Source organism: Nocardia spumae (assembly GCF_020733635.1).
Taxonomy (GTDB): Bacteria; Actinomycetota; Actinomycetes; order Mycobacteriales; family Mycobacteriaceae; genus Nocardia; species Nocardia spumae.
Map to the genome: position 1 here is coordinate 1,610,559 of NZ_JAJFZL010000001.1, position 25,178 is coordinate 1,635,736.

Below are 25,178 nucleotides of genomic sequence, written 5' to 3' on the forward strand. Positions count from 1 at the left end.
TTCGAAGTGAAGGGAGATTCACCATGGCAGAATTCGAAGACCGTATCCGAGATGCTGCGGTCCGGGAAGACTTGATCCAGACAATTGCCGCATTCTGCGAGCGGCACGACATCGACTTCGACAGAGAAGACATTCATCGTTTTCCGGAAGCTCAGGCGTCGGGGACCTCCGGCGGCGGTGATCCTATGTGGGTTTATCGCACCGGTCCGACCACCGACCGCTGGGTACACATGTGATCATGTCTACTGGACTGGAATTCCGGCATCTTATCCTGTCGATTACTTCGCAATGCCCATTGCAGTGCGAATACTGTTGTGTCGATTCGGGGCCATGGCGGCGTGAAACGATGGAGCTGCGGGACGCCGTCTCCTACGTGCATCAGGCGAAGACCGAGTGTCCCGAGGCAACCCTGAGTTTCACTGGTGGCGAGCCGTTCGCGCGTTTTTCGTTGATGCGTGACATTTCCAGGGAAGCGTCCGGTCTCGGGATGTGGCACACAGCAATTACCAGCGCCTCATGGGCGAAGTCGACTGCCTACGCATCGGAACGACTCGGCGAGCTCAAAGCTAATGGGCTCCGGACGCTCACGATAAGTTACGACAGTTCGCATGCGCCATGGATCGATGTGGAACGGGTAAAGAACTGTGTACGTGCCGGCCACGGTATCGGAATAAGAGTGGTCGTTGCCGGATCGACAAGCAAGAGTCGGGCTGGAGCCGCTGACGCTCTCGGTGACTGGTTGAAGGAATTTCCGGGCGTCGAAACAAAAGATGGGGCGATCGTACCTCAGGGGCGGGCGTCGAATATTCCGCAAGTAGACCTCTTGATCAATGATTGGACAGGCAAAAATCTCGCTTGTCCGGCGACCGGTGATCTTCTCATCGAAGCGAACGGCGATGCCTATCCGTGCTGCTCGACGGCCGGCGATTACGAATTCTTACGACTCGGAAATGCCAAGACCACCTCGCTACGGGAGCTGAGATCGCGAGCAGAGAACTCGATCTGGTTTCAAATGATCACGACCGAAGGTTTCGCCGGTTTGCAGCGGCTCGTGAAAAAATATCATCCCACTGTGGATTTTCCGACACATTATGTCGGAGTGTGCCACCTGTGCCAGATGGTCTTCGGCGATGATGAAATTGGAATTCTGGTCAGGGATGCTCTGCGGCGGGCGGAAGAAGATCGCAACCAGGCGGCCCTGGGCTTGTTCAATGACTTGAGGCGCATGATTTCTGCTTGATCATGCGGACGATCCCCGTCACCGGCTGCCCTGTGCCCTCGATGCCGTCCCGCCCGTCGGCGCGGCGCCGATGTCGTGACACGGCGGGGTGATCCCGGCGCCCTCGACACCAGAGATCTCGGTCGTGTAAGAGCAGTGCGGGCGGGAATCTCGTCACTATGACGGAGAACACATCGGACGCGTCCGATCGGACCACGAAGCCCGCCGACACGGCCGCACTCGAACCGGATCAGGACACCCGCGACCAGGCCAAGAAGGACGCCGCCGAGCTGGAGGAGATCTACGAGCCCGGTGCGCGGCCGACCGTCGTCGTACCCGGTACCGACGGCATGGTCGCCGGCACCGCCTTCGCCGATTCGGTCGACGAGCAGATCACCGAGAACAAGCCGCCGGACGACCTTCGTAAGGACGACGACGATTCCTGATCCCGGCTGAACCCGACCCGGGAACAAGCCGAAGGATCGCGTCTGTCGGCGGTTCGCGTGCGACCGCTCGCCTCGCGGCGTTGCCGGATGTCGCGTCGTGGTCCGCGCGGCCCGGTCGCGCGCCGGGCGATCGCGGGACGGTCTGAGCGCCAGGGGGTTTCACGCGTCCCCGGGAAGCAGTGGTGGCGCGCCGGGGCGTAAAGCCGCATTCCATGGCCGCGCTCGGTGCACGATGTCGAACGCCGACCGCAATGATCCCAGAGCCGATCGGCGACGTTCGACCGTGGGCGTCGTGTACGGCCCGCTCGGGGCGCGGAGTTGTAGAGTCCAGCGGGAAGGCCTTCGGTTCACGGCCCTTCGTTTCTTTCGACGATGGACACCCGCATCCGTGAGTTGTACGGACACACGTGCTGAGGAGCTCGCCATGACCTACACCGTGGATTTCGACACCGTATCGACCGTCGGCCTGGAGTCGTCACCGGTCGCCGCGGCGCTGGCCGGGCTTCGAGCGAACGAGGCTCGATATTTCAAGAACAAGTACGACTACGTCTTCACGGTGGAGCCCGCGAAGGAAGCCCAGTCGACCGTCGACTGGGTGAGCCGGATCCTGGAGGAAGAACGCGACATCGTGATCGCCTCACGTCCATTGGAGGCCACTGCCTTCCAGGTGGAGGACATTCGCATGGCATACGTCTTCTACGAGAGCGGTTTGTCGATCAACGTGATGTACGCGCTCGACGACAGTGGCAAGCGTGCCGTCGGTTTCAAGCTATCCGACGGAATGGAGATCCCCAGTGAACTCGCCGCGTTCAAATTCGCGAGGCAGAAGTCGAAGCTGGCGGGGACAATCCGCGGCTCCTACTTCGTCATCAAGAATCAATACTGAGATATCGAATATCGGGTAGTGGACGGCGATCGGCGCGCATTCGGAGGAATGGGCACCCGAAGCGGGCCCACGACCGCAAAGTCGTGGGCCCGCCGGGGGTTCTGCTCAGTCGTCCTGATGACTCTTCTGGCGCGCCTCGTGGAGTTCGGCTGCGGCACGCTCCTTTTCGGCGCGTGCTTCGTTCTTGGCCGCTTCCTTCTGGGCTTCGGCCTTGTCTTGCTGGGCGCTGCCTTCTTCGCGCAGGTCCTTGTTTCCGGCCAGGGCTCCGGCGGCTTCCTTGACGCGGCCCTTGATTCCCTCGACGGCGCTCTCGACGCCTTCTGCTGCACTGTTACCCGCATGGTCGGACATTGCGTGACCCCTTCATCAGTCGATCAGTTCGGGCATTGAGGGCGATACCCGGCGTCCATACGGCCAAACAATCGCATCGATGCCCGCCCGCCCGTGACCGCGCTGCCGGGACTGCCGCGTTCTCACGGTGTCGAGGCCGAGAATCGGGGTATAGCGGATCTACCCGGTTGCGAGGGGCCGCGCATCCCGCGTCGCCGGGGAAGGACGATCCGGCGGAAAACTCTTCGAAATGTATCTGTTTCAGATAGTGGGTTCCGGGTATCTGTTCTTTCGAGTTACCGCTCATCGCACGTGGTCGACCGACCGTAATTCGTTGCGAGAGCTGCGAGTAAGGAGTTCGTTGTGATCACCCTGGGTGTCATTCTGCTGGTTCTCGGTTTCATCTTCGGGATTCCGATCCTGTGGACGCTGGGCATCATTGCCGTGGTGGTCGGTGCGATCTTGTTCGTGCTGGGACGGATCGGCCGGCCGGTCGGAGGCCGTGCGCACTACTACTAGGCTGATGGACTCGGGTCGCACGGAACCGATGCGGTTGGGGCGCTGGTAGATTCGCATGACAGCGCGGTGGTGCCGGATCGAGGAACCGGGTCGGTTCCTCGATCCGGCACCGCTCGTCGATCCTCGCGCGGCGGTGGTGGTCCCCGTGTCCGCCGGCCTGCCGGATCTGTTGCGGGGGAGCCGGTTCCGCTGGTCCAGAGGTCCTCGGCGCGGTTACTCCGTACGCTACGGAGGACGCCGACCGTGTGCTACCGAGAAGTCGAGGAAGTAATGACCACCGACATCACCGACGAGCAGATTCGGCAGCTCGCCGAATCCGCCAAGCCCTACAGCATGGCCGTCCTTCGATGGGGTCCGCGACGGTATATGGACGGTGCCGACGCGATCGAACTCGAGCATCAGCGGCGAATGGTGGCGTTGCGCGCCGACGGGGTGATCGCGATCCTCTGTCCGGTCACCTCCGAGGGGTTGGCCGGAGTCGCCATCATGAACGTGTCGGCCGAAGAGGCCGAGGACATCATGGCCGCCGACCCGTGCGTGCGGGCGCAGATGATTCTCTGCGATGTCCATTCCTGCCTCGGCTTTCCGGGAGACGCTTTGCCCGCGTGATCCGAGCATCAGATGACGTTCTGCCCTTGGTTCGGTTGAGTGGGTAGGCCACGCTGGACTGTGACGGATGCCGGATCCTCGTCGAGGGTCGAAACATTTCGAGAAAGGGGCAGGGATATGAAACCGTTGTCGGAATCGCTGATGGATCTCGCGGCCCGGGTGAAGCAGTTCGAAGATGCCTCCGCGGCCGCGCGGGAAAAGAATCGCGCCGCGCTGCGGGCTCGACGGGAAGAGGTGAGCACCACCCTCGAGCATGAAGAGAGCGAGTTCGAAAAGACGGCGGGGGAACTGCGGAAGGCCGCGCAGAATTGGTGGTCGGAAACCCAGGAAGCCGTCGAACGTCAGATCGGTGTGATGCAGGCCGATTTCGAGAAGTGGCAGGCCGACATGAGAGCGCAGCGCGCGGCGCGAACCGCCGAGGACGGAAAGACTTCCGAAGCCCTGGGCAAGGACTGAGGTCGGCATCGGGCGTGGGCGCTCGGCCCGCCCTCGACATTTTCACGACTCGAAATAGCAAGGCCGGTAGACCCGTTCGCGGTGATGGGCGGCCTCCCCGTTCGAGTCGGCTAGCGGGCCTCCCGCCGCCGCACCATCTCGGCGATCCACGTCGGCGCGAACGGGGATGTACACCCCGGGGAGGTCGGGTAGTCCTCGAAAACCTTCAGGCGCTCGCCGATGTCGGTTGCCCGGTCCCGGTATTCCGCATGTTCGATGCCGATCCGGGCCAGGCATTCGTTCATCGCCCATTGCAATCGGTCCGGCGCGTCTTTCATTCGCGCCTCGATGATGTCGAGCAGTTCCGCCAGGTCGAGATCGGCCGGTGTGCTCGTGACGCGATCGGTGGTCAGTGCCCACCCGGCGCCGGCGATCACGGGATCCGGATCGTCGAACCAGACCGGCCGCAATGCTTGCGCGGATGGGTTCTTCTTCACCACGTAGTTCACCAGCCAGTCGTGCACTTTCGGGGCGCGTGCCTGGCGGATCATCACGTTCAGCTCGTCGAACTCGAATTCCTTCGGCCGGCAGATCAGGATCGCGAGTAGTTTCGCCGCGGCATCGTCGGTTGCCCAGAGCCGGCGGGCGAGATCGTGCTGCGGTCCGAGGCGCTTCGCCAGCGCCCGCAGTTCAGTGAGCTTGACTCCGTGCTCATCACCGTGCTTCTCGTTGACCGCGCGAGTCTTCGAATCCTCCAGCGCGGCAAGCTCGCCCATCACCTCGGCCACCGTCGTGGACATCTCGACCTCTCTCGTCTCGGGTGCGCGAACCGCGGTCCCGGTCGGTCAGGCGGGCGCCTCGCCCAGGAAGAAGGCGGCGGTGCGATCCGCTGCCGCGGTGGCGTCCTCCTCCGGCGTGCCCGCCCGGGCCGACGCTTCACCCCAGCGACCGCTTACTGTGCGGATGAACTGCTGGGCGGATCGGGTGCGGGCGAAAGCGGCCGGATCGTCCGGGCGATCCTTTCCGGCGATCAGATGCAGTGCCAGACCCAGCAGGGCGAGATCCCAGCCCACCCCGGTCGCGCCCGGTCCGAACCGAGCCCAGAATGCGGAGTCGGCCTCGCCGGTGTGCGCGTGCTCGAGGGTGAGCCGGGCGCGGTTCTCCTCCGGGGTCAGGCGCACCGTCACCTGGCTCGAGTCTCCGCCGAACTCCCACGTGACGGTGAACGAGCGTGGCGGATCGCAGGCCACCACGTCACCGGAGGCGTTGCCCTCGATGTGGTAGCGGCCCCCGAGCCGTAGGTCACCGCTGACCGGTGCGAACCACCGCGCGAGCCTGCCGGGCTGAGTGCAGGCCTCCCATAGATCGTCGACCGTGGTGGCATAGGACTGGCTGATGGTCTGAACCGTGTGCTGCCTGCCCTCCTCGCGTTCGATGGCCAGTTCACGGCGCACCGCATCCGGCTGCGCGTCGATGACATCATCGGATGGCTCGCTCATGGCTGCTCCTCGATAGGTGGTGGTGTCGGTGCGCGGCCGTCGCGTCGCGCCTTCTTACCTCGGGCGATCTCCGTCGCGAGTGCATCCAGGCGGGGTTCCCAGAACCGTCGGAACGGATCCAGCCACTCGTCGACACTGCGAAACGGCGAGGGTGCCAGCGAGTACATCCGGCGGGTGCCTTCGGCGCGAATGCGCGCGAAGCCCGACTCCCGGAGGACTCTCAGATGCTGAGATACCGCCGGCTGACTGATCCCGAACTCGTCGCCGATCACCCGAACGACCTCGCCCGCCGACATCTCGTCATCGGACAACAGCTCGAGAATGCGTCTTCGGACCGGATCGCCGAGGACATCGAACGCGTGCACACTGCAAATATAAGGCACAGCAAATATAAGTCAAGCCTGATATTTACTCGTCACACCACGATGACCCGGCGGCCGCGGGTGTGACCGGCGCGGCTGTCGGCATGTGCCGCCGCGGCGTCGCCGAGCTGGTACGACTTCTCGACCGGGATGTGGAGCTTTCCCTGTGAGATGAGGGTCGCCGCCTCGATCAGCGCTGCTGTCATGCTTCCGGCTACACCCGAGAATCGGACGCCGAACTCCGGTGCCCCGAGGTCGGCGATGGAGATCACCCGCTGCGGATCCCCGGTCAATTCGACGAGTTCGCGGATCACCCCCGAGCCGGCCAGGTCCAGAGCTGCATCGATCCGGCCCAGCCGGCGCACCCGCGCCACCCAGCCCTCGCCGTATGTGGTCGCGACGGCGCCCAGGCCGCGTAGATAGTCCTGGTTCACGGCCCCGGCCGTCCCGATCACCGTGATGTCGCGGTCGCGAGCGATCTGCAGCACTGCCGATCCGACCCCGCCGGAAGCGCCGCTGACCAGAAGCGTCTGTCCGGTTCGCACGCCGACCTGGTCGATGATCCGCAGTGCGGTTTCCATCACGGAGGGGTAACCGGCGGCCTCCTCGAAGGTCAGTGTCCCCGGCATGTGGGCCCAGGCCGACAGGACGGCGAACTCCGCGTAGGTGCTCGAGCCCTCGCCGAATACGCGGTCCCCGATCTCGAATCCGGTGACGCCCTTACCGATTTCGTCGACCACCCCCGCCGCGTCCTGCCCGACCCCGGCGGGCAGGACCATCGGGTGGACGTGCTGGAACTGGCCCTCGCGGATCCGCCAGTCGACGGGATTGACACCCGCCGCCCGCACGGCGATGCGCACCTGGCCAGGGCCGGCGTGTGGCTCCTCGGCATCGATCAGTTGCAGGACGTCCGGACCGCCGAACTCGGCGAAGCTCACCTTCTTCATGCGGCGACAATAACACTAACCGTTAGTGTTTTGTAACCGTTAGTTTTTTGTACTTGATAGCATCCAACCGTGACTGCGCCGACCGGACGTCGTGAGCGGAAGAAGGCCGCGACCCGTCAGAAGATCGCCGACGCCGCCCTGCGGCTCTTCCTGGAACACGGGTACGAGGCGGTGGGGATCCGTGACGTGGCAGCCGCGGCCGACGTGGCTGTGACCACCCTCTTCTCGCACTTCACCTCGAAGGAAGCGTTGGTCTTCGAACGGGACGACGACTTCGAGCGGCGCCTGACACAGGCGGTCGCCGACCGGGCGCCGGGTGCGCCGCTCATCCCGGCCCTGCGCCCCGCGGTCCTCGCCCTGGTGCGGCATTGCACGGCGGCCGACGCCGACCCGATCTGGCGCATGATCGACTCCTCGCCCGCCCTCCGGCAGTACGAGGAGTCGATGCGACTGCGCCACGCCGAATCGCTGGCCTCGGCCATCGCCGCCGCACCCGACCTGACATCGACCCCCGCGGTCTGCCGGGCGATCGCGAGATTCGTGATCGACGCCTATTCGCTCGCCCGTGAGGCCGACGATCCGGAGGCCGCGATCGACGAGATCTTCCGGATGATCGAAGCGGCGTGGGAGGCTGCCGCACCGCAACGTCGATGACCGTGCCGAGGGTGCGAAAGGCGTTGCCGCGTCACGGGATCGATCATCGGTGTACGCCCGCGACCGATCGGAAGAACTCGCGGATATCGGTGACGAGTTCGGTGGGAGCCTGGAGCGAGGCGAAGTGGCCGCCCACGGGGTATTCGGTCCAGCGGACGATGGTGTTGGCCAACTCCGCCAGGCCACGGACGGCGCGGTCGCCCTGGAAGTTCGCGACCGCGGTCGGGACGCCCGAGGGAGCGGGTTTGCTGCCCCAGGACGCCCCGGACTCCCGGTAGATCCGGGCGGCCGAACCGGCTGTGCCGGTGAGCCAGAACGTCGTGACGTCGGTCAGGATGATGTCGCGGTCGATCGGTGTTTGCTCGGTGGCGGTGGGGTCCCAGTCGACGAACCACTCCAGGTTCCAGGCGAGCTGGCCGACCGGGGAGTCGTTGAGGGAGTAGGCGATGGTCTGCGGGCGCAGCGACATCTGGGTGGCGTACCCGTTGTGGCCGTACCACCACCGCTGGTTCGCCGTGGCCTTGGCTCGATCGGCCTCCGAGAGCGCGGTGAGTCCCTGGCCGGAGCCGGTCGCCGTCGCGGCGTCCGCGAGCGCGTTCACATGCACACCGATGACCCGCTCCGGCGCGATGCGACCCAGGGCGGGGGAGATGAGGCTCCCGTAGTCGCCACCCTGTGCGCCGTAGCGTTCGTAGCCGAGTCGTGCCATCAGCGTCGCCCAGGCTCGCGCGATCCGGGCCACGTCCCAGCCGGTGTCCCGGGTCGGGCCCGAGAACCCGAATCCCGGTACGGACGGAGCCACCACATGGAATGCGTCGGCAGGATCTCCGCCGTGTGCCCGCGGATCGGTCAGCGGGCCGAGGATGTCGAGGAAGTCGGCCGGTGTGCTGGGCCAGCCGTGGGTGAGGATCAACGGGGTCGCATCCGGCTCCGGAGAGCGAACGTGCACGAAATGCACGTTCTGCCCATCGATTTCGGTGGTGAACTGCGGGGCCTTGTTCAACCGCGCCTCGTGCTCGCGCCAGTCGTAACCGGTCCGCCAGTACTCGGTCATCTCGATGAGGTAGTCCCGGTCGACCCCGTATGTCCAGCCGACCCCCGGCAGCGCGTCGGGCCACCGGGTCCGGGCGAGCCGATCGCCGAGTTCATCGAGGTCTGCCTGCGGAATGTCGATGCGGAAGGGGGTTATCGCGGACGTTGTCTCGGTCATGGGAAAAGCATCCGATCCATATAGGACTGTTTCGGTCCTACACGTGGGGGAGGATGACATCATGTCGGAAACCACCCCAGCGCGGCTGTTGCGGCTGCTGTCGCTGCTGCAGATGCACCGGGATTGGACCGGAACGGAATTGGCGGCACGACTCGACGTCACCACCCGGACCGTTCGGCGCGATGTGGATCGGCTGCGGGAGCTGGGCTATCCGGTGCACGCGGTCATGGGACCGGTCGGGGGCTACCGGCTCGGCGCGGGTGCGTCACTGCCGCCGCTGCTGCTCGACGACGACGAGGCGGTGGCGGTCACGATCGGCCTGCAAACCAATGCGACCGGCACCATCGCCGGTATCGAGGAAACATCGTTGCGCGCGCTGACCAAAGTGGAACAGGTCCTTCCGGCTCGGCTGCGGCATCGCGTCGACGCGTTGCGCGGCGCCGTGGTCGCCATGCCGCCCCGATACCACCCGGGTCCCACGGTCGACGCCGATTCGCTGACCGCCATGTCCGCCGCCATCCGCGCCGCCGAGACGCTGCGCTTCGACTACCGCAGCCACGCCGGTGACGAATCCCGCCGCAGTGTCGAGCCGCATCGAATAGCGCACTGGGGCAACAAGTGGTACCTCGTGGGCTGGGACACCGACCGCGAGGACTGGCGCACTTTCCGCGTCGACCGAATGGCGTTGCGGACACCCAACGGCCGCCGCTTCACCCACCGCGCGTCCCCCGACGGTGACGTCGGCGCGTATCTGCGCCGCACCATGGGCTTCGCGATGTGGCCGTATCGCTCCGTCATGCGCGTCCACGTACCCGCCGAAGAACTCGCCGGCCGGATCGAGGGCATCGTCACCCCGATCGACGAACACACCTGCCGCCTCGAGATGGGTTCGGACTCCTACGCGTTGGTCGCGCTGGCGGTCGGCATGCTGGATGTCGAATTCGAGGTCGAATCCCCGCCGGAACTGGTGGCGCATCTGCGGGCCCTCGCCGGCCGGTTCACCCGCGCCACGGGGCCCGAACAGGTGCGACGCGGTGCAGACGGCCGGGCAGCAGGGTGATCCTTCGACCCGTCCTCGGGCGGCCGGAATTCGCGGTACCCTTCCGTCGTGGGGCCTGTACCTGCATCGATGTCGGCGACCGTGGTGCGGCCGCCCGGCGCAGACCCGGCCTGATCGACCGTTCCGCCGCTCCGCAAACGCTCACAGTCGTTCCCGAGGAGAGGATTGAGATGGCTACTCATCACGCTGTTCAGGTGCGGTCGGTCGGGGAGGCGCTGAAACTGGTCGACGTCGACACGACCTCACCGACTCGAGACCACGTGCGGATCGCGGTATCGGCGTGCGGGGTCTGCGGCACCGATCGCGCGTTCGTCGGAGGCGGGTTCCCCGGGATGACGTGGCCACTGACGCTGGGGCACGAGATCGCCGGCACCGTCGCCGAGGTCGGTGCCGGTGTCGACAACTTCGCGGTCGGCGACAGTGTCGCGGTGGGCTGGTTCGGCGGGCACTGCAGCGTGTGCATACCGTGCCGGAAGGGCGATTTCATCCACTGCGAGAACCTGCAGGTGCCCAGTTGGCACTATCCCGGCGGATACGCCCAGTCGGTGACGGTGCCGGCCAACGCATTGGCCCGCATTCCGGACGGGCTCTCACCGGTGGACGCCGCGCCGATGGGATGCGCGGGGGTCACCACCTTTCACGCGCTGCGCGAGAGCAAGGCGGTCCCGGGCGATCGGGTCGCGGTGCTGGGAATCGGCGGATTGGGCCACCTGGGTGTGCAATTCGCGCGGGCGATGGGTTTCGAAACGATCGCGATCGCCCGGGGAGCGGGCAAAGCCGAGGACGCCCGCGCACTGGGCGCCCACCACTACATCGATTCGACCGCCGGCGACGTCAGCGAGGCATTGCGCGGGCTCGGCGGGGTAGCGGTGGTGCTGGGGACCGCCGGCAATGCCCGAGCCATGGCGGATACGGTCGGCGGGCTGGCGCCGCGTGGTCAGCTGATCGCCATCGGCGTCACCGCCGATCCGCTGCCGATCAGTCCGATGCAGTTGATCGTGCCCGGACTCAGCGTCGTCGGCCATCCTTCCGGCACCGCGCGCGACGTCGAGGAGACGATGCAATTCGCGGTCCAATCGGGTGTGCGGGCGCGGGTCCAGGAATGCCCGCTCGCTCGCGCGGCCGAGGCTTACGCCGATATGGCCGAAGGTCGTGCCCGATATCGCATGGTCCTCACCATGTAGTCCGGCGGGCCGGAATTCGATGGCACACGGCTGATCCGAATGGTGGTGGCTGCCGGTTTCCGGGGCCGGAAAGGAACGGCGAATGGTCACCGTGATCGGCCGGACATTGCCGTTCGCGACCGCGATCGCGCTGAGTCCGCTTCCTGTCATCGTGGCTGTGCTGCTTCTGGTGTCGGACCGGGCGCGCACCAACAGCGTCGGGTATCTGGCGGGGCGGGTGATCGCGTTCGTCGGTGTCGTCGTGCTGGTCGCACTCATCATCGGCGGTACTTCCGCCGCCCGGCGTACGAGCCGGCACGGGCACTCGACGACCGTATCGATCGTGCACATCTGCCTGGGTGGTGTCCTCATCCTCATCGCCACCTGGCTGATGTATCGGCGCGGGCGCGGCGGCCCGGAATCGCAGACGGCCAGACTGTTACGCCGCGTCGACGGGATCACTCCGGTGCGGGCGTTCGGGCTCGGAGTGGCGCTGGTGGTGATCGATGTCGGTTCGCTTGTTCCGGGAGCGATGGGCGGTCTGGATATCGGCGAGGCCCGGCTGTCGACGGGGTCCGCGATCGGCGCCGGCGCGGTATTCGTCGGGATCGCGTTGGCTTCGTGCATCATCCCGATCGTCGCCTATCTCGTCACCGGTTCCCGACTCGACGGGCGGCTGGCAGCGGCCAAGACGTGGCTGATCGCCAACGACCGGACCGTCGCGATGGTCCTGTTGTTCGTGCTGGGCGCGATGATGATCGGGCGGGGAATCGAAGCGTTGTCGGGGGGATAGATCGCCTCCGGATACGTGCGGACGGGTGACCCCGGTCGTCGTGGCGGGGTTTCGAGGCGCCGGGGCCGACATTTGTCCAAGACGTAAGTCGTTGTCGCCCAGCAGGGTGGTGGTCCGGGAGGGACCCAGGGGTCCGGCTGCCCGGCGGCGACAGCCACGGAACCGGCCGCGACCGGAACGCTCCGTCGCGACGTCGCCGCTCAGCACTGATGCGAAGGGAGGACCACCTATGCGGATTCTCGTTTCCGGCGCCAGTATCGCCGGTCCGGTGCTGGCGTATTGGCTTACCAGACACGGCTTTTCGGTCACGGTTGTCGAGCGAGCGCCGGCCCCGCGCAAGACCGGCGGTCATGCGGTCGATCTGTTCCGGCCCGCGATGGACATCTCGGAGCGGATGGGTGTGCTCGCCCGCATCGAGGAGCGGATCACGGGTACGGACCGGATGGCCCTGTACCCGGAAGGCGGCCGACCGCCGGCCCGGGTGGACCTGTCCAAGATCTTCGGCACGACCTCCGACCGGCATGCCGAGATCATGCGCGACGATCTGAGCGAGATCTACTACGAGGCCGCATGTCACGACGTCGAGTACCTTTTCGGCGATTCGATCACCGCCATCTCGCCCGAGGGGGAGGTGCGATTCGAGCATGCCGCGCCGCGCCGGTTCGACCTGATCGTCGGTGCGGACGGCCTGCATTCCACCGTGCGCCGCCTGGTCTTCGGTGACGAGTCCCGTTTCAGTGTCTTCGCCGGAGCCTATCTGGCGGTGCTGTCGCTGCCGGGCATCTCGGGGGTCGACGGTGAGGTCCGCATCCATGTCGGCGTGGGGCGCACCGCGGGGATGTATCGCGCCCGGCACCTCGACGAGGCGCGCGCGTTGTTCCTGTTCCGCAGCGAGCGCGAACTCGACTACCACCACCACGATGTGAACCGGCAGAAGAATATGCTGCGCAACGTGTTTCGCGGCGCCGACCCCGAAGTACAGCGCTGGCTGGACGCCATCGACACCTCCGCGGCCTTCTACTTCGACTCGATCACCCAGATCCGCATGGACACCTGGTCGCGGGGAAGGGTGACGCTGGTCGGCGACGCGGGTTACTGTCCCGGCCCGGCAGTCGGCGGCAGCACGAGCCTGGCCGTCGTCGGCGCCTATGTCCTGGCGGGGGAGCTGGCGCGCGCGGGCGGCGATCCCGAGTGTGCCCTTCCCGCCTACGAGCACGCGATGGCGGAGCATGTGCGCGACAGCCGGGCGGTGGCGCTGAGTGCGGCCAAGACCCTGATCCCGACCTCCCGCTTCGGTGTGCAGGGATTGCTGCAGGCCACCCGTCTGCTGTCCGTGCTGCCCGCGGGGCCCGCCCGCGCACTTCTGCGCCTCACCACCACGAGCGCCCGCGTATACAACTCCATGACCGTCGAGGACTATTCATCCCGGTTGTCGAATCAGCCCGGTGCCCGGTGACTTCCGGCCACGCTCAATCGCGGCGCGCGTCGTAGTCGCGACGGTTGGCGGCGATCGCCGGGTTGTGTTCGGCGGCCCAGTTGGCCAGCGCGACGGCATGCGGAATGAGGGATTCGGCCAGGGCGGTCAGGCCGTACTCGACGCGTGGCGGGACCGCGGCGTAGGCCGTCCGGGTGACCAAGCCGTCGCGTTCGAGTTTGCGCAACGTCAACGACAGCATCCGCTGCGAGATACCGGGGATCTGTTGCTGGACCTCGGTGAATCTCATGTGCTGATCGTGGAGGGTGGCGATGATCAGCAGGGCCCATTTGTCGGCGATCCGGTCCAGGACGTCGCGGACCGCCCTGCCCATATCTCCACGGATCGAGCACAGTCGAGGCTGACCTGCCATGGGCACCTTCCTGTCGGCTACGCACACGGATGTTCCTTTTGTACGCCTTCCGATTCTGACGGATGATGCTGCTGCTTACCATTCGTAACCATTGGAGGTAACCGGTGGAAAACGCCTATTGGATCGTCGGCGGGCTGCTGGCCGTGTTCTATCTCTACTCGGGCGGTGTGAAGATCGTGCGCTCGCAGGATCAGCTGCGGCCGATGATGGGGTGGATCGATACCGTGCCCTTGGGCTTCGTCCGCACCCTCGGCGTGCTCGAAGTACTGGGCGCGGCCGGCCTGATCCTGCCGCCGCTCACCGGAACGGCTGTGCTCCTGGCGCTGCCGGCCGCCCTCGGACTGGTTGCCGTGCAACTCGGCGCGATCACCCTGCATCTGCGTAGGGGTGAGGTCGCGGTGATCGGATTGAACGTCGCCCTGCTGGTCGCCGCGGCCGTGCTCGTCTGGTTGTCGACCGTGTGGTTGTAGGCGGGTCAGGTCGTGCGCCGGCGGCATCGAGCACCTCGCTGTCGTCATCGAGCGGTACGGCGCCGGTCGTGTTGTCGCGCCATCGGATTCGGCGCGGTGTGCGGCGATGTCGCCATCGCCTCCACCCATGACAGCCGCCGCGACGATGAGCACGACCACGGCCACTGGACCGGGAAGAACAACCACCACGCGATCCACCAGCCGGTGTCACCCTTGTGCCCGGTGACGGTCTCACGGCCCGCGGCGGTGACCGTCCACCGGGTGCGGATCCGGCCGTTGCGCAAGGCCGGCTCCCGGACCACGGTGCCGACGGATTCTCCGGTGGCGCCGAGTATTTCGTAGATCGCGGGCCCGCCCGTGGTGGTGCTCGCGGTTCTCACGCGAGCGAATACCCGTTGCCGGGCGGCGTCGGCCCCACAGCACGAAGGCGCGGCCGCCCTGTTTGCGCATCGCCTCGTACTCCGCGAACCCCTCGGGTGTCATATCGCGTTCGGCGAAGACGGGATTCATTGTGGGCCCGAGATTTTCCCGATCGCTGTGGCGGCCGAGCGTGCTTCGATCGAAGACTCGCCAGACCGAACCCCGCCGATTCCACACGATGCCCGATGCGTATTCCATCGACAGTCGCATCGCACTCAACCCCGGCCCGGCCGATGGCGGCCGTCCGATCCCGCGAACGAGCCGATTCTCGCCGCGGTCGGTCACGGCGTCGCCATTCGGTGTGAGCCGGCTCACTGCGGCGTGGTTGTCACGCGGCCGGGGGTTCGGGCGTCTTGTGTGCGTCCCCCGAAGAACAGATCAGGAAGGCGCGCACCATGCGTATCACCATTTTCGGAGCCAACGGTCCGACCGGCCGGGCGCTCACCGGCCAGGCTCTGGCGGCAGGGCACCGGGTCACCGCGGTCACCCGGCAACCGGATTCGTTTCCGCTGCGCCATGATCGGCTCGCGGTCGCCGGTGCCGACGTCTTCGACCCGGTCGCCGTGGACGCGGCGGTCGCGGGCGCGGACGCGGTGCTGTCGGCCCTCGGTGTGCCCGCGGCGAAGGAGCCGATCACTACCTATTCGGAGGGGACGGCCACGATCGTCGGCGCGATGCGGCGCCATGGAGTGCGGCGGCTGGCGGTGATCAGTTCCGCTGGGGTCGACCCGCGGCGTTACTCCGACGGCGGGTTCGTCTTCAACCGGGTGGTGGTTCCGTACGTGACGCGTGTGGCCGGGCGCACCCTCTACGACGATATGCGGCGCATGGAGACGTCGATCGGTGCCACCGATCTCGACTGGACGATCCTGCGCCCGAGCGGACTCTACGACCGTCCCGATGTCACCGATTTCACCGTCGTCGAGGGGCATGCCGACGGAATGTTCACCGCCCGAGCGGATCTGGCCGCCGCGATGCTCGCCGCCGTGACCGAGGATCGTTATGTGCGGGCCACCGTGGGTGTCATCACCACTGTCGGCAACCCCACCCTGTTCCGCTGGATGCGCGATACCGTCCGCGCCGCGCGCTGAGTGCCGCGTCCGCGGCAGGTGGCGGCATCGAGAGTCCGGTGCTTTTCGCCGCCGTCCGGCAGCCATTGGAAAATTATATGCATGCGCGTATCGTAATCGTTAGCATATCAACTCTGATGGTTCGACAGGAGATCCGCATGGCACCGACCTTTCCGCCGCGACGCCGCCTGCCCGCGCTGCCGTGGCAGGCGTGGAGGCGATATCGGACACCCGGCTCACCGCTGGCCGATCTGGTCCTCAACAGCGCGTGGAAAGCGGGCCCGATGGCCGAGGCCGGGGGGCCCTTCATGATCAGCCTGACCCAGTTCACCACCACGCATATCGCCGATGTGCCGGATATCTGGCGTGCCTCGGAGCGGCTGGGAGATCAACTGGCGCAGATCGATGGCGCGGTCGGCGTACTCACCTATATCCGGCCGTGGCGCCGCCAGGTCGGTTCGCTGTCGATATGGGCCGACGAGCGCGGGCTGTCGACATTCATCGGACTCCCGTATCACGTCGAGATCATGCGGAAATACAAGACGCGCGGCCTGCCGATCCGATCCGCCAAGTGGTGGGCCGGTGAATTCCGGATCGGCGCCGCGATGATGGCGAGTCTGCGGATGCTCGACAGTCATCCGGGGCGACGGGTGACCGGTGCGCCTGGCGAAGGGCCGGTGGTGTCACCCCGGTGACCGCTCCTGGTGCCCCAACACCGGACATTACGTCGCGGCCGAGCACGGCGTGGTGGGTCTCATGCGGACCTTCGCGGTGGAGCTGGCCGGCATTCGATCCGGGTCAACTCGGTGCCTCCGAGGAGGCGCGGTACATCACCGGTCTGCCCATGACGGTGGATGCGGGCAGCACGCTGAAGTAGCGCACTGCCCGCCGGCCGGTATCGCGGGATCTACCGCGGGGACGCGGTGCCGGCCAGGACCGCGACGCCGGTGCGACCGCCGTCGACGTCGATCACGGAGCCGTGGACGAAGGATGCCTCGTCGGAGGCCAGATAGACGGCGGCAGCCGCGATCTCCTCGGGGGTGCCGACCCGGCCGGACGGGGTTCCGGCCATCATCGCCGCCGCGGCGGGCTCGTCCGCGGCCGGCCGGACCACCCCCGGGGAGATGGCGTTGACTCGCACGCCTCGCGGGCCGAACTCGGCGGCCCATGCGCGGGTGAGGGTTTCGGTCGCACCCTTCGTCGAGGCGTACAGCGCGCCGACCGGAACGGACAGCCGCGCCACCCACGAGCCCAGGTTGATGATCACCCCGCCGCCGGACTGGGCCATCGCGGGCGCGATCGCCTGAGTGAGGAAGAACGGCGCTTTGACATTGACGCGGTAGACGCGGTCGAACATGTCCTCGTCCGCGGTTTCCGTGGTCGACGGCGGGAAGATGCCGGCATTGTTGACCAGGATGTCGATCCGTCCGCCGAGCAGTTCGGTCGCGGTGGCGGCCAGTGCCCGGGCGGCTTGGGCGCTACCGTCGAGATCGGCGTGGACATAGTCGGCCCGCCCGCCGTGGTCGCGGATCTCGGCGACGACCGTGGCGCCGCGACCATCGTCGCGGCCGGAGACGATCACATGGGCTCCCTCCGCTGCGAACGCGACGGCCATCGCGCGGCCGATATTGCTGGTGGAACCGGTGACGAGGGCCGTTCTGCCCGAAAGTCGTGACATGCGATCGACGCTACGAGCGATTTTTTGGACCAGCAAGTCCAAAGTCTGTGCGCGGCCGAGGCGGCGGATCTGTCGCATAGAGTGCAACAATGCGACGATCAGTGCCTCACTGTTGACCGCGCGGCGCGCGCTACCTACAGTGAGCGGAACCGAAGCGGTGCTCCGTATCGTCGATACCGGGACCCGCTGTCTCGCACGGAGGTTCGGATGAACGACGCTCGTCGGTTCGTAGTGATCGGTGGTGGTCTGGCCGGACTGGCTTCGGCCGTCTGGCTGGCCGAGGCGGGAAAGCGGGTGACGTTACTGGAACGCCGGGCCCGGCTCGGCGGCCGCACCCAGGCGATGACGGTCCCCGACGTCGGCGATATTCCCGACAACGGTCAGCATGTGGTCGCCAGCGGATATCGGCACCTGTTCCGCTATCTCACCAGTGTGGGCACCGAGAAATACGTGCAGTTCCCGGACGGCGGCACTCTACGCTGGCCGGGAGGACGCGCTGTTCCGTTGTACACCAAGGGATTCCGTGCCTTCGGCACGCTGATGGGCGCACATCCGGATGCCGGTCTGCGGGAACGGCTGGCGGCCGCGCGGGCGACGGTTCGATTGGGAACCCAGGCCCTGTTCCAGCCCGCGGATCTGGCCGACATCACCACCGAGCAATGGTTCGAACGCGTCGGCATGCCCGCGAAAGCCCGTGAGGCACTCTGGGATTGGCTTGCGCTCGGAATCGCCGCCGAGCCCGTGCAACGTGAGTGCGCGAAGGTGTTCGCGGATGTGCTGGCGACCGGAATCAGACTGGGACTGCGGGATCGGCGTGCGGTGACCATCGGATATCCGACCGTCGACCTCGACACGCTGTACGTGACCGGCGCCGAGGAGGTCTTCCGCCGCCACGGCGTGGATGTGCGCTTCCGGGCGGTGGCGGACCGGATCCGCATCACCGACGGCTCGGTCGTGGGCGTCGACCTGGCCGACGGCACCTCGATCCCGGCCGATGCCGTGATCTGCGCCGTACCCAATTCGCGCATTCACGGCTTGCTCGACGATCTGCCCGAACACGCCGAAATCTACGCTGCCGCGGATAAATTGGGCGCCACCCCGATCGTCAGTACCAACCTGTACCTGGACCGGCCGCTCGGCACCCGCAGTGCGATGGAGGCGATCATCGGCGGCACCGGAGTCATCGACGAGGTCTTCGATCGCCAGCGCATGCACGGGCGGGAACCGAACGGCGTCTGGCTGTACTGCCTGACCACCAGTGGCGCCTACGAGCAGATTCACAAGAGCAGTGACGAGATCGTCGAGGAGCAGATGACACTGCTGCGCCGGTACTATCCCGACGCCGCCGAGGCCAGGGTGGTGCACGGCCATGTCGTCAAGATGCCGAAGGCGACCTTCTCACAGACGCTGGGCACCGAGGGGCTGCGCCCGGCTCAGCGCACCTCGGTGCCGAATCTCATGCTGGCCGGTGACTGGACCCGAACCGACTGGTCGGCGACGATGGAGAGTGCGGTGCAGAGTGCGTCACGAGCCGTAGCGGCGCTGTTGAAACTGCCGCCGATTGCGGCCACCGGCTAGCCTCCGTCGGCCGAGGACGTCGGCTGTGGAACGGGGCTGTTCACGCGGCGGCCAGCCGCCGCAGGAATGCCTGGGCGCGGTCCAGATGTTCGGTGGTCAAACCCGTGTGGCGGTCCACGGGAACCAGCAGCGTCGGAGCCACGGATGCGGTCCGCTGGTCGGCCCAGCGCTGGTCGGCGGGTTGGAATTCGTCGTCGAACCAGCAGAACGGCCGCTGCCGGGCCCAGCGGCCGATGGTCGGCAGCTTGCCGTGATGGCCGTCGCGATGCCGAATTCCGGTGTCCTCGAAGATGATCACCTCGAGCGGGGGCAATCCGAGGACCGGGGCGATCACCGTATTCGCGGCATACTCCCACGCGGTCGCCCAGACGAGTTCGGCATCGGTGGACTCCGCCAGCTCCAGGAGCCGCCGGCCGAGGGCGGCATTCAGCAGCACCCGCTGTTCGATCGGGGGGATCGCGGCAATGATGCTGTGCTGCAGGATATATGGGTGATACCCGGGCGGCGGCGGCTGAGCCGGGCGCGGGTACGGGTTGAGGGGTCCGTCCACATCGAGCAGAATGGCCGCGCGCGCTGATTCGGTCATGTGCCTCTCCCCGGTCGCTCCTCTCACGTTACGTCCGCGCCGAAGGACCTTTGGGCGGCTCCGGCAACGGTTTCGTATCGACCCGATAACCGAGGCCGACGCGCCGAAACCCGTTGTGACCGGCGGTATGCGACGCGCCGAGTGACACGCGAGCAACGTCGGTAAATTTACGGTGCACATGCACTGTCGACAGCACACGTTCGGCTATCGTTCATCTCACTGTCCGATGCTGCTGCCGGCGCGCCAGGACTGGTCGTCGATCCACCAGCGAGTGCCCGGTGTGACGATCGTCCGACCGCGACCGGAGTCCGTCCCGAAAGATCGAGGGAACGTGCCTGCACCCGTCATCCTGACCGGCCGTCTCATCCGGCTGGAACCTTTGGCACCGCACCATGTTCCGGGGCTCGCCGAGGCGGGCGCCGCGGATCGCGATGCGTTCGCGTTCACACCCGTGCCGCACGGGCGCGCCGAGGCCGCGGACTACATCGCCCATGCCGCCGCCGCCCACGCGGTCGGGTCGGCGCTCGCCTTCGCCATCGTCGCGACCGCCGATGATCGCGTACTCGGCTCGACCCGGTTCACCCGCTTCGACTACTGGCAGGGGCCCATGGTGTGGCCGGTCGTGCACGGTATGCCGACCGGGGATCCGCTGCTGGCGGTGCCCGATGCGGCCGAGATCGGCAATACCTGGCTGTCGGCCCGGGCACGCGGCTCCGGAGTCAATCTGGAATCGAAAATGCTGCTGCTCGGACATGCCTTCGAGGTGTGGCGGGTGCGCCGGATCGCGATGCGCGCCGATATGCGAAATGTGCGCTCCCGCGTGGCGATCGAGCGGATGGGCGCCACCAGTGACGGCGTCCGCCGGGCGCATTCGCGTGGTCTGGACGGAACCGTACGCAGTACCGCGTTCTATTCGATTCTGGACGAGGAGTGGCCGACGGTGCGGGCGCGCATCGCCGCCGAACTCGCCAAGCAGCCCCGGTTGCTCAATGCATGATTTCCACACCTCCAGCAACTGCATAGCGAATCCAACGCCCGGCTTCTATACTTCATGGCAGCACGGTCGGGCGCCGAGGAGATCGGTCCGAATCGGGTAACTCGGTGCTCGGCGCATTTCGGACCTGGTATTTTCGCGTTCACGGGAGGGCCGGCGGCCCTCCCCTTGAGGAGACCGCATGTCCGACCCGGTGACCTCGTCTCGATCCACTCCCGACCCGCAGCCCTTCGATCGCTCGCACACCCGGCTGTGCTTCACCGACCCCGCCTACCCCACGCCCGTGGTGAGTTTGTTCCTCGCGCCCGAGCCACGGGTGCGCGGCGCCTCCATGCTGCATCTGCTCGAGCAGGTACCGGTCTCCGGTGTGCCTCGACCGGATACCCGCCTGACCGCCACGCTCGAATCTCGCATCCTGCCCGACCTCGGTATTCGATTGCTGCCCTGCGCCTCTCGGCATCCCGATGAGCCGGGCATGCGGCATATCTTCCACGATCACTACATCTACGACGGGCCGCTCGGCCTGGATATCTGCGATCCCGACGAGATGGCGCGGCTGTCACTGCTGCCCGAACGCGCCGTCGGACCGCGGCGGATCGACGATTTCGCCGACCATTCGGTACGCCAGGCGATGCTGGCGGTGTACCGGTATTTCGGCGTGGACCAACGTATTCCGCTGATGTACCACGGCTACGCCGATCCGGCCGGACGCTGGCTGGCAGTGCGGACGGCGCTGGCCTGAGTCCTCATTTCGCGGTGACGAAGCCCTGGTGAACCAGCCAGTCACGGGCCACGGTGGCCGGCTCCGCGCCCTCGACGTCGACCTTGCGGTTCAATTCGGTGATGGTCTCGTTGGTGAGCAGCCGGGAGATGGGTGCCAGGACCTCGGCGACCTGAGGATGCGCGTCGGCGAAGGATTTCCGCATCACCAGTGCCGCATTGTATTTGGGGAAGAAGTTCTGATCATCGGCGAGCTGCACCAGGTTCAGCGCCTTGGTGCGGCCGTCGGTCGCGGTGACATCGCCGAACTGGCAGGTGCCGTTCGCGGTGGCCGAATACACCAGTGAGTCCTGCATGATCTGCTTGTGCACCTTGTTCGGGTCGATGCCGTATTTCCGCACCAGCCCGGGAAATCCGTCCTGGCGCACGCTGAATTCGGTGCCCAGGCAGGTCGGCCCGGTGCTCGGATCGGTGTTGACCAGCCGGGCGTAGTCGGACAGGGTGCGCGCCCCGGTCCGGGCGGCGCTGTCGGCGGTGGTCACCATCGTGTAGGTGTTGTTCATCGGCGCCGGATCCGCCCACACCATGCCGTGCCGCGCCAGATCGGTATCGCGCACCGCCTCGAACTGAGCGGTGGAGTCCGGGATCGGGGTCTCGTTGCCCAGATAGTTGATCCACCCGGTGCCGGTGTAGTCGTAGGCGACATCGACCTGACCGTGCAGCTGCGCGTCGCGCAGGCTGTTGGAGCCGGTGATGTTGGTCAGATCCCGCACCTGTGCCCCCGCGGCGGTCAGCGCGAATTCGATCAGATAGCCGAGGATGTTCTGCTCGGTGAAATCCTTGGAGCCCACGGTGATCGCCACCCCGTCGAGCTCGGGAACGACGGTGATACTGCCCGGCCCGACCGGAAGCGGCACCGCGCCACCGGCTTCGAGGCCGCAGGCGGTGAGGACGGTGGTCAGCAGCAGTGCCGCGGCCGCGGTCGCGCGACGGTCTCGCCGGGTCATCGCAACCCCCGGGGACCGAGGAATTGCTCGGCCAGCGCGCCCAGCCAGTCCACGAGCAGAGCGAGCGCCACCGCGAGAATCGCGCCCACCCACAGGGTCACGTTGTCGCGCAGCTTGTATCCGGTATCGATGAGGATGCCGAGACCGCCGGCGCTCACGAGGAACGACAGGGTGGCGGTGCCGACGGCCAGCACCAGCGAGGTGCGCAGACCGGCGAGGATATAGGGCACCGCGAGCGGAAACTCGATGCGGCGCAGGACCGTCAGCGCCGACATGCCCTGTCCGCGACCGGCGTCGACGAGGTCGGGGTCGACCTGTTGATACCCCAGAATCGTATTGCGCAACACCGGAAGCAGCGCATAGAACGCGATCGGCGCGACACCGACCCAGAAGCCGGTCCGCTCGGTCCACAGATAGGTCAGCACGATCAGGCCGATCGCCGGCGCCGCCGCACCGATATTGGCGACACCGACGAACAGGGGCGCGAGCCGGCGATAGCGCGGCCGGGTCAGCATGGTGCCCAACGGAACCGACACCACGATGACGATGGCCACGACGGTCGCGGTGATCGCGATGTGCTGGCGCAGTACGGTGGCGATATTGGTGGCGTTGATGCTGGCCTGCTGCGTGGCGGTCAGGGTGCGATCGAACGCCCACACCAGCACGCCGATGCCCAGCGCCAGGGCCAGCACCGGCTGGACGAACAAGCGGATCCGGTCGGCGCGGCGTTCGTGCCCGGCTGCCGGGCTCATGGCTGCTCGCTCGAATTCGTCAGGGCCGCACGATGTTCGGACCTGGTGCGGGCCAGGTGCGCGACCAGGGTGTCCACGTCGACGAGTCCGAGATACTCGCCGTGGGCGCCGATGACGACCGCCCGGGCGGCACGGTGGGCCAGCAACGATTCCAGCGCCGCCTGCAGCGTCGACTCCGCGGTGACCGTTCCCGTGACCGGAAGTCCCGCCTCGCGCAGCGACGTGGCCTGGGCGAGTAGCTGTTCGGAGATCCAGCGCCGCGGCCGACGCTGCTCGTCGACGACCAGGCCCCACGTCCGGGCTCCACGCAGGGCGGCGCGCACAGTGTCGATCGGTTCGTCCGCCGTGACCGTCGGGCAGGTCCCCAGCTCCACGTCGGCGACCCGGACCAGTGTCAGCTGTTTGAGCGCGGCATCGGCGCCGACGAAGCCGGCCACCGTCTCATCGGCCGGATCGGCGAGGACTGCGGCCGGTGTGTCGTACTGCAGGATGCGTGATCTGTTGCCCAGTACCGCGATTCGGTCGCCGAGTTTGACCGCCTCGTTGAAGTCGTGGGTGACGAACACGATGGTCTTGTGCAGTTCGGTCTGCAACCGCAACAGTTCGTCCTGCAGCAGTCCGCGAGTAATGGGATCGACCGCGCCGAACGGTTCGTCCATGAGCAGCACCGGCGGATCGGCGGCCAGGGCGCGCGCCACCCCGACTCGTTGCTGCTGGCCGCCGGACAGCCGGCGAGGGTAGCGGCCCCGGAAGGTCGCGGGGTCGAGTCCGACCAGATCCAGCATTTCGTCGACCCGCGCGCTGATCCGTTTGCGATCCCAGCCGAGCAGTCCGGGCACGGTGGCGATATTGCGCGCGACCGTCATGTGCGGAAACAGTCCGGACTGCTGAATCGAGTAGCCGATACTGCGGCGCAGCAGATCCGGATTCACCGCGGTGACATCGCGCCCGGCGATGGTGATGGTGCCGGACGTCGGTTCGATGAGCCGGTTGATCATCCGCATGGTGGTGGTCTTACCGCAGCCCGAGGGGCCGACGAACACCACGATCTCACCGGCCGGAATAGTCAGCGAGATCCGATCCACCGCCGGATCACTCTGTCCCGGATAGTGTTTGGTCACCGCGTCGAGCACGATCTCCGCGGGCGGATGCTCGACGCGGTCGGCGGTCGCGGTATCAGTCACGGATCCCCCTCGAGGTGGTGAGCCGGCCGACGAGCACCAGCACGGCATCGAGCAGCAGCGCCAGCACGATGATCAGTACCGTGCCGGTGAGCGCCTGCGGAACGGCGGTGGGACTGCCCAGCCGGGCCAATCCGGTGAAGATCAGATTGCCCAGGCCCGGCCCTTTCGCATAGGCGGCCATCGCCAGAATGCCCATACTCATCTGGGTGCTGACCCGCATCCCGGCCAGAATCGAGGGCCAGGCCAGCGGCAGTTCGATGCGGGCGAGGATGCGAATGCGGTTCATGCCCACCCCGCGCGCGGCATCGGAGACCGCCGGATCCACCGCCGCCAGACCGATGATGGTGTTGCGCAGAATCGGCAGCAGGGCGTAGAGGACCAGGGCGGTCACCGTCGGCCGGACCCCCAGGCCCAGGACGGGAATGAGCAAACCCAGCAGCGCGAACGACGGGACGGTCAGGATGATGCTCGCCGCCGCGGTCGCCGCCGCCGAGCCCCACCGACTGCGGTAGACGACGATGCCGACACACACCGCCACGGCGGTCGCGATCAGCACCGACTGTACGACGGCGGAGATATGCAGATAGGAATCGGTGAGCAGTTGTCGGCGATGGTCAACCAGGAAGGTCCACAGAGTATCCAGGGCGATGTCCTCCCAGAGCTCGGCGGCGTTCGAGCAGTCTATCGATCCGGACGCGCGGACGCAGGCAACGCCTCTCGTGCCGAGGCTGATGTTCAGT

Annotated in this window: 32 protein-coding genes and 1 pseudogene; 19 read left to right on the forward strand and 14 right to left on the reverse strand. The window is 66.7% G+C overall.

The features are described 5' to 3' along the window. Window positions 1-23 precede the first annotated feature (23 nt). From LKD76_RS06690 to LKD76_RS06705, 4 genes are all read left to right on the forward strand, one after another. On the forward strand, window positions 24-236 hold the full coding sequence (locus LKD76_RS06690; RefSeq protein WP_227980090.1) for a hypothetical protein: 213 nt from the start codon (window positions 24-26) through the stop codon (window positions 234-236). 2 nt (window positions 237-238) lie between these two features. Further along, on the forward strand, window positions 239-1,240 hold the full coding sequence (locus tag LKD76_RS06695) for a radical SAM/SPASM domain-containing protein (protein WP_227980092.1): 1,002 nt from the start codon (window positions 239-241) through the stop codon (window positions 1,238-1,240). A 158-nt stretch (window positions 1,241-1,398) separates the two neighbouring features. Next, entirely contained in the window at window positions 1,399-1,665 is a 267-nt protein-coding gene (locus LKD76_RS06700; protein ID WP_227980094.1) for a hypothetical protein, read from the forward strand. A 424-nt stretch (window positions 1,666-2,089) separates the two neighbouring features. After that, window positions 2,090-2,551: a DUF8821 family protein gene (locus LKD76_RS06705; RefSeq protein WP_227980095.1), complete on the forward strand. Its 462-nt coding sequence runs from the start codon at window positions 2,090-2,092 to the stop codon at window positions 2,549-2,551. 105 nt (window positions 2,552-2,656) lie between these two features. On the opposite strand, the gene mbp1 is transcribed toward LKD76_RS06705, so the two are convergent. Then, entirely contained in the window at window positions 2,657-2,902 is a 246-nt protein-coding gene (gene mbp1 / locus LKD76_RS06710; RefSeq protein WP_227980096.1) for a microaggregate-binding protein 1, read from the reverse strand. A gap of 342 nt (window positions 2,903-3,244) precedes the next feature. Between mbp1 and LKD76_RS06715 the strand changes: the two genes are divergently transcribed. From LKD76_RS06715 to LKD76_RS06725, 3 genes are all read left to right on the forward strand, one after another. Beyond that, a complete protein-coding gene (locus tag LKD76_RS06715; RefSeq protein WP_227980097.1) occupies window positions 3,245-3,400 on the forward strand; it encodes a DUF6131 family protein in 156 nt (51 codons plus the stop codon). 270 nt (window positions 3,401-3,670) lie between these two features. Beyond that, complete coding sequence (locus tag LKD76_RS06720; RefSeq protein WP_227980101.1) at window positions 3,671-4,009, forward strand: YciI family protein; 339 nt, start codon at window positions 3,671-3,673, stop codon at window positions 4,007-4,009. Window positions 4,010-4,150: 141 nt separating this feature from the next. Further along, complete coding sequence (locus LKD76_RS06725; RefSeq protein WP_227980102.1) at window positions 4,151-4,465, forward strand: hypothetical protein; 315 nt, start codon at window positions 4,151-4,153, stop codon at window positions 4,463-4,465. Between the two features lie 110 nt (window positions 4,466-4,575). Here LKD76_RS06725 and LKD76_RS06730 read toward each other — a convergent pair whose 3' ends face one another. Genes LKD76_RS06730 through LKD76_RS06745 form a run of 4 tightly spaced genes read right to left on the reverse strand, consistent with a single transcriptional unit; the run spans window position 4,576 to window position 7,252 of the window. Further along, the gene (locus tag LKD76_RS06730; RefSeq protein WP_227980103.1) at window positions 4,576-5,244 is read right to left on the reverse strand and encodes a DNA alkylation repair protein; all 669 of its coding nucleotides are present in this window, start codon (window positions 5,242-5,244) and stop codon (window positions 4,576-4,578) included. A gap of 45 nt (window positions 5,245-5,289) precedes the next feature. Further along, entirely contained in the window at window positions 5,290-5,943 is a 654-nt protein-coding gene (locus LKD76_RS06735; RefSeq protein WP_227980105.1) for an SRPBCC family protein, read from the reverse strand. Then, window positions 5,940-6,308, reverse strand: a complete 369-nt coding sequence (locus LKD76_RS06740; protein WP_227980106.1) for an ArsR/SmtB family transcription factor — start codon at window positions 6,306-6,308, stop codon at window positions 5,940-5,942. The genes LKD76_RS06735 and LKD76_RS06740 overlap by 4 nt, the downstream gene beginning before the upstream one ends. 50 nt (window positions 6,309-6,358) lie before the next feature. Then, window positions 6,359-7,252 (reverse strand): NADP-dependent oxidoreductase, encoded by an 894-nt coding sequence (locus LKD76_RS06745; RefSeq protein ID WP_227980107.1) that lies wholly within the window; start codon window positions 7,250-7,252, stop codon window positions 6,359-6,361. Between the two features lie 69 nt (window positions 7,253-7,321). Here LKD76_RS06745 and LKD76_RS06750 point away from each other — a divergent pair, with 69 nt between their 5' ends. Then, window positions 7,322-7,906 carry a TetR/AcrR family transcriptional regulator gene (locus tag LKD76_RS06750; RefSeq protein WP_227980109.1) on the forward strand — a complete coding sequence of 195 codons (585 nt, stop codon included), beginning with the start codon at window positions 7,322-7,324 and terminating at the stop codon, window positions 7,904-7,906. A gap of 43 nt (window positions 7,907-7,949) precedes the next feature. Here the strand turns inward: LKD76_RS06750 and LKD76_RS06755 are convergent, their stop codons facing one another. Further along, window positions 7,950-9,116, reverse strand: a complete 1,167-nt coding sequence (locus LKD76_RS06755; protein ID WP_227980111.1) for an epoxide hydrolase family protein — start codon at window positions 9,114-9,116, stop codon at window positions 7,950-7,952. 61 nt (window positions 9,117-9,177) lie between these two features. Here LKD76_RS06755 and LKD76_RS06760 point away from each other — a divergent pair, with 61 nt between their 5' ends. From LKD76_RS06760 to LKD76_RS06775, 4 genes are all read left to right on the forward strand, one after another. Then, a complete protein-coding gene (locus LKD76_RS06760; RefSeq protein ID WP_227980112.1) occupies window positions 9,178-10,176 on the forward strand; it encodes a helix-turn-helix transcriptional regulator in 999 nt (332 codons plus the stop codon). Between the two features lie 170 nt (window positions 10,177-10,346). After that, complete coding sequence (locus tag LKD76_RS06765; RefSeq protein ID WP_227980113.1) at window positions 10,347-11,360, forward strand: alcohol dehydrogenase catalytic domain-containing protein; 1,014 nt, start codon at window positions 10,347-10,349, stop codon at window positions 11,358-11,360. A gap of 82 nt (window positions 11,361-11,442) precedes the next feature. Further along, window positions 11,443-12,132 carry a GAP family protein gene (locus tag LKD76_RS06770; RefSeq protein WP_227980114.1) on the forward strand — a complete coding sequence of 230 codons (690 nt, stop codon included), beginning with the start codon at window positions 11,443-11,445 and terminating at the stop codon, window positions 12,130-12,132. 229 nt (window positions 12,133-12,361) lie between these two features. Continuing rightward, window positions 12,362-13,588, forward strand: coding sequence for an FAD-dependent monooxygenase (locus LKD76_RS06775; RefSeq protein WP_227980115.1), 1,227 nt, complete (start codon window positions 12,362-12,364; stop codon window positions 13,586-13,588). A gap of 13 nt (window positions 13,589-13,601) precedes the next feature. Here LKD76_RS06775 and LKD76_RS06780 read toward each other — a convergent pair whose 3' ends face one another. After that, entirely contained in the window at window positions 13,602-13,979 is a 378-nt protein-coding gene (locus LKD76_RS06780) for a winged helix-turn-helix transcriptional regulator (protein WP_227980117.1), read from the reverse strand. Between the two features lie 104 nt (window positions 13,980-14,083). Here LKD76_RS06780 and LKD76_RS06785 point away from each other — a divergent pair, with 104 nt between their 5' ends. Further along, the gene (locus LKD76_RS06785; protein ID WP_227980118.1) at window positions 14,084-14,449 is read left to right on the forward strand and encodes a DoxX family protein; all 366 of its coding nucleotides are present in this window, start codon (window positions 14,084-14,086) and stop codon (window positions 14,447-14,449) included. A gap of 44 nt (window positions 14,450-14,493) precedes the next feature. Here LKD76_RS06785 and LKD76_RS06790 read toward each other — a convergent pair whose 3' ends face one another. Continuing rightward, on the reverse strand, window positions 14,494-14,829 hold the full coding sequence (locus LKD76_RS06790) for a hypothetical protein (RefSeq protein ID WP_227980120.1): 336 nt from the start codon (window positions 14,827-14,829) through the stop codon (window positions 14,494-14,496). Window positions 14,830-15,264: 435 nt separating this feature from the next. On the opposite strand from LKD76_RS06790, the gene LKD76_RS06795 reads away from it, so the two are divergent. The 3 genes and pseudogenes from LKD76_RS06795 to LKD76_RS32105 form a co-directional block, all read left to right on the forward strand. After that, window positions 15,265-15,960 (forward strand): NAD(P)-dependent oxidoreductase, encoded by a 696-nt coding sequence (locus LKD76_RS06795; protein WP_227980121.1) that lies wholly within the window; start codon window positions 15,265-15,267, stop codon window positions 15,958-15,960. A gap of 137 nt (window positions 15,961-16,097) precedes the next feature. Next, a complete protein-coding gene (locus LKD76_RS06800) occupies window positions 16,098-16,634 on the forward strand; it encodes a hypothetical protein (RefSeq protein WP_227980122.1) in 537 nt (178 codons plus the stop codon). 13 nt (window positions 16,635-16,647) lie between these two features. Then, window positions 16,648-16,769 (forward strand): annotated as a pseudogene (locus LKD76_RS32105) (SDR family oxidoreductase); the annotation flags it as partial. Window positions 16,770-16,846: 77 nt separating this feature from the next. Here the strand turns inward: LKD76_RS32105 and LKD76_RS06805 are convergent. Further along, window positions 16,847-17,617: an SDR family NAD(P)-dependent oxidoreductase gene (locus tag LKD76_RS06805; protein WP_227980123.1), complete on the reverse strand. Its 771-nt coding sequence runs from the start codon at window positions 17,615-17,617 to the stop codon at window positions 16,847-16,849. A 207-nt stretch (window positions 17,618-17,824) separates the two neighbouring features. On the opposite strand from LKD76_RS06805, the gene hpnE reads away from it, so the two are divergent. Next, window positions 17,825-19,195 (forward strand): hydroxysqualene dehydroxylase HpnE, encoded by a 1,371-nt coding sequence (gene hpnE / locus LKD76_RS06810; protein WP_227980125.1) that lies wholly within the window; start codon window positions 17,825-17,827, stop codon window positions 19,193-19,195. A gap of 40 nt (window positions 19,196-19,235) precedes the next feature. Here hpnE and LKD76_RS06815 read toward each other — a convergent pair whose 3' ends face one another. Continuing rightward, window positions 19,236-19,781: an HAD domain-containing protein gene (locus LKD76_RS06815; protein ID WP_227980126.1), complete on the reverse strand. Its 546-nt coding sequence runs from the start codon at window positions 19,779-19,781 to the stop codon at window positions 19,236-19,238. Window positions 19,782-20,112: 331 nt separating this feature from the next. Here LKD76_RS06815 and LKD76_RS06820 point away from each other — a divergent pair, with 331 nt between their 5' ends. Both LKD76_RS06820 and LKD76_RS06825 read left to right on the forward strand, forming a co-directional pair. Next, complete coding sequence (locus LKD76_RS06820; protein WP_227980128.1) at window positions 20,113-20,778, forward strand: GNAT family N-acetyltransferase; 666 nt, start codon at window positions 20,113-20,115, stop codon at window positions 20,776-20,778. A gap of 178 nt (window positions 20,779-20,956) precedes the next feature. Then, window positions 20,957-21,517, forward strand: coding sequence for a hypothetical protein (locus tag LKD76_RS06825; RefSeq protein WP_227980130.1), 561 nt, complete (start codon window positions 20,957-20,959; stop codon window positions 21,515-21,517). 4 nt (window positions 21,518-21,521) lie between these two features. Here LKD76_RS06825 and LKD76_RS06830 read toward each other — a convergent pair whose 3' ends face one another. Genes LKD76_RS06830 through LKD76_RS06845 form a run of 4 tightly spaced genes read right to left on the reverse strand, consistent with a single transcriptional unit; the run spans window position 21,522 to window position 25,081 of the window. Further along, window positions 21,522-22,502: a glycine betaine ABC transporter substrate-binding protein gene (locus tag LKD76_RS06830; RefSeq protein ID WP_227980131.1), complete on the reverse strand. Its 981-nt coding sequence runs from the start codon at window positions 22,500-22,502 to the stop codon at window positions 21,522-21,524. Continuing rightward, the gene (locus LKD76_RS06835; RefSeq protein WP_227980133.1) at window positions 22,499-23,254 is read right to left on the reverse strand and encodes an ABC transporter permease; all 756 of its coding nucleotides are present in this window, start codon (window positions 23,252-23,254) and stop codon (window positions 22,499-22,501) included. Before LKD76_RS06835 ends, LKD76_RS06830 begins: the two co-directional genes overlap by 4 nt. Further along, window positions 23,251-24,438, reverse strand: a complete 1,188-nt coding sequence (locus LKD76_RS06840) for an ABC transporter ATP-binding protein (protein ID WP_227980134.1) — start codon at window positions 24,436-24,438, stop codon at window positions 23,251-23,253. The genes LKD76_RS06835 and LKD76_RS06840 overlap by 4 nt, the downstream gene beginning before the upstream one ends. After that, on the reverse strand, window positions 24,431-25,081 hold the full coding sequence (locus tag LKD76_RS06845) for an ABC transporter permease (RefSeq protein WP_227985122.1): 651 nt from the start codon (window positions 25,079-25,081) through the stop codon (window positions 24,431-24,433). The genes LKD76_RS06840 and LKD76_RS06845 overlap by 8 nt, the downstream gene beginning before the upstream one ends. Between the last annotated feature and the right edge of the window lie 97 nt (window positions 25,082-25,178).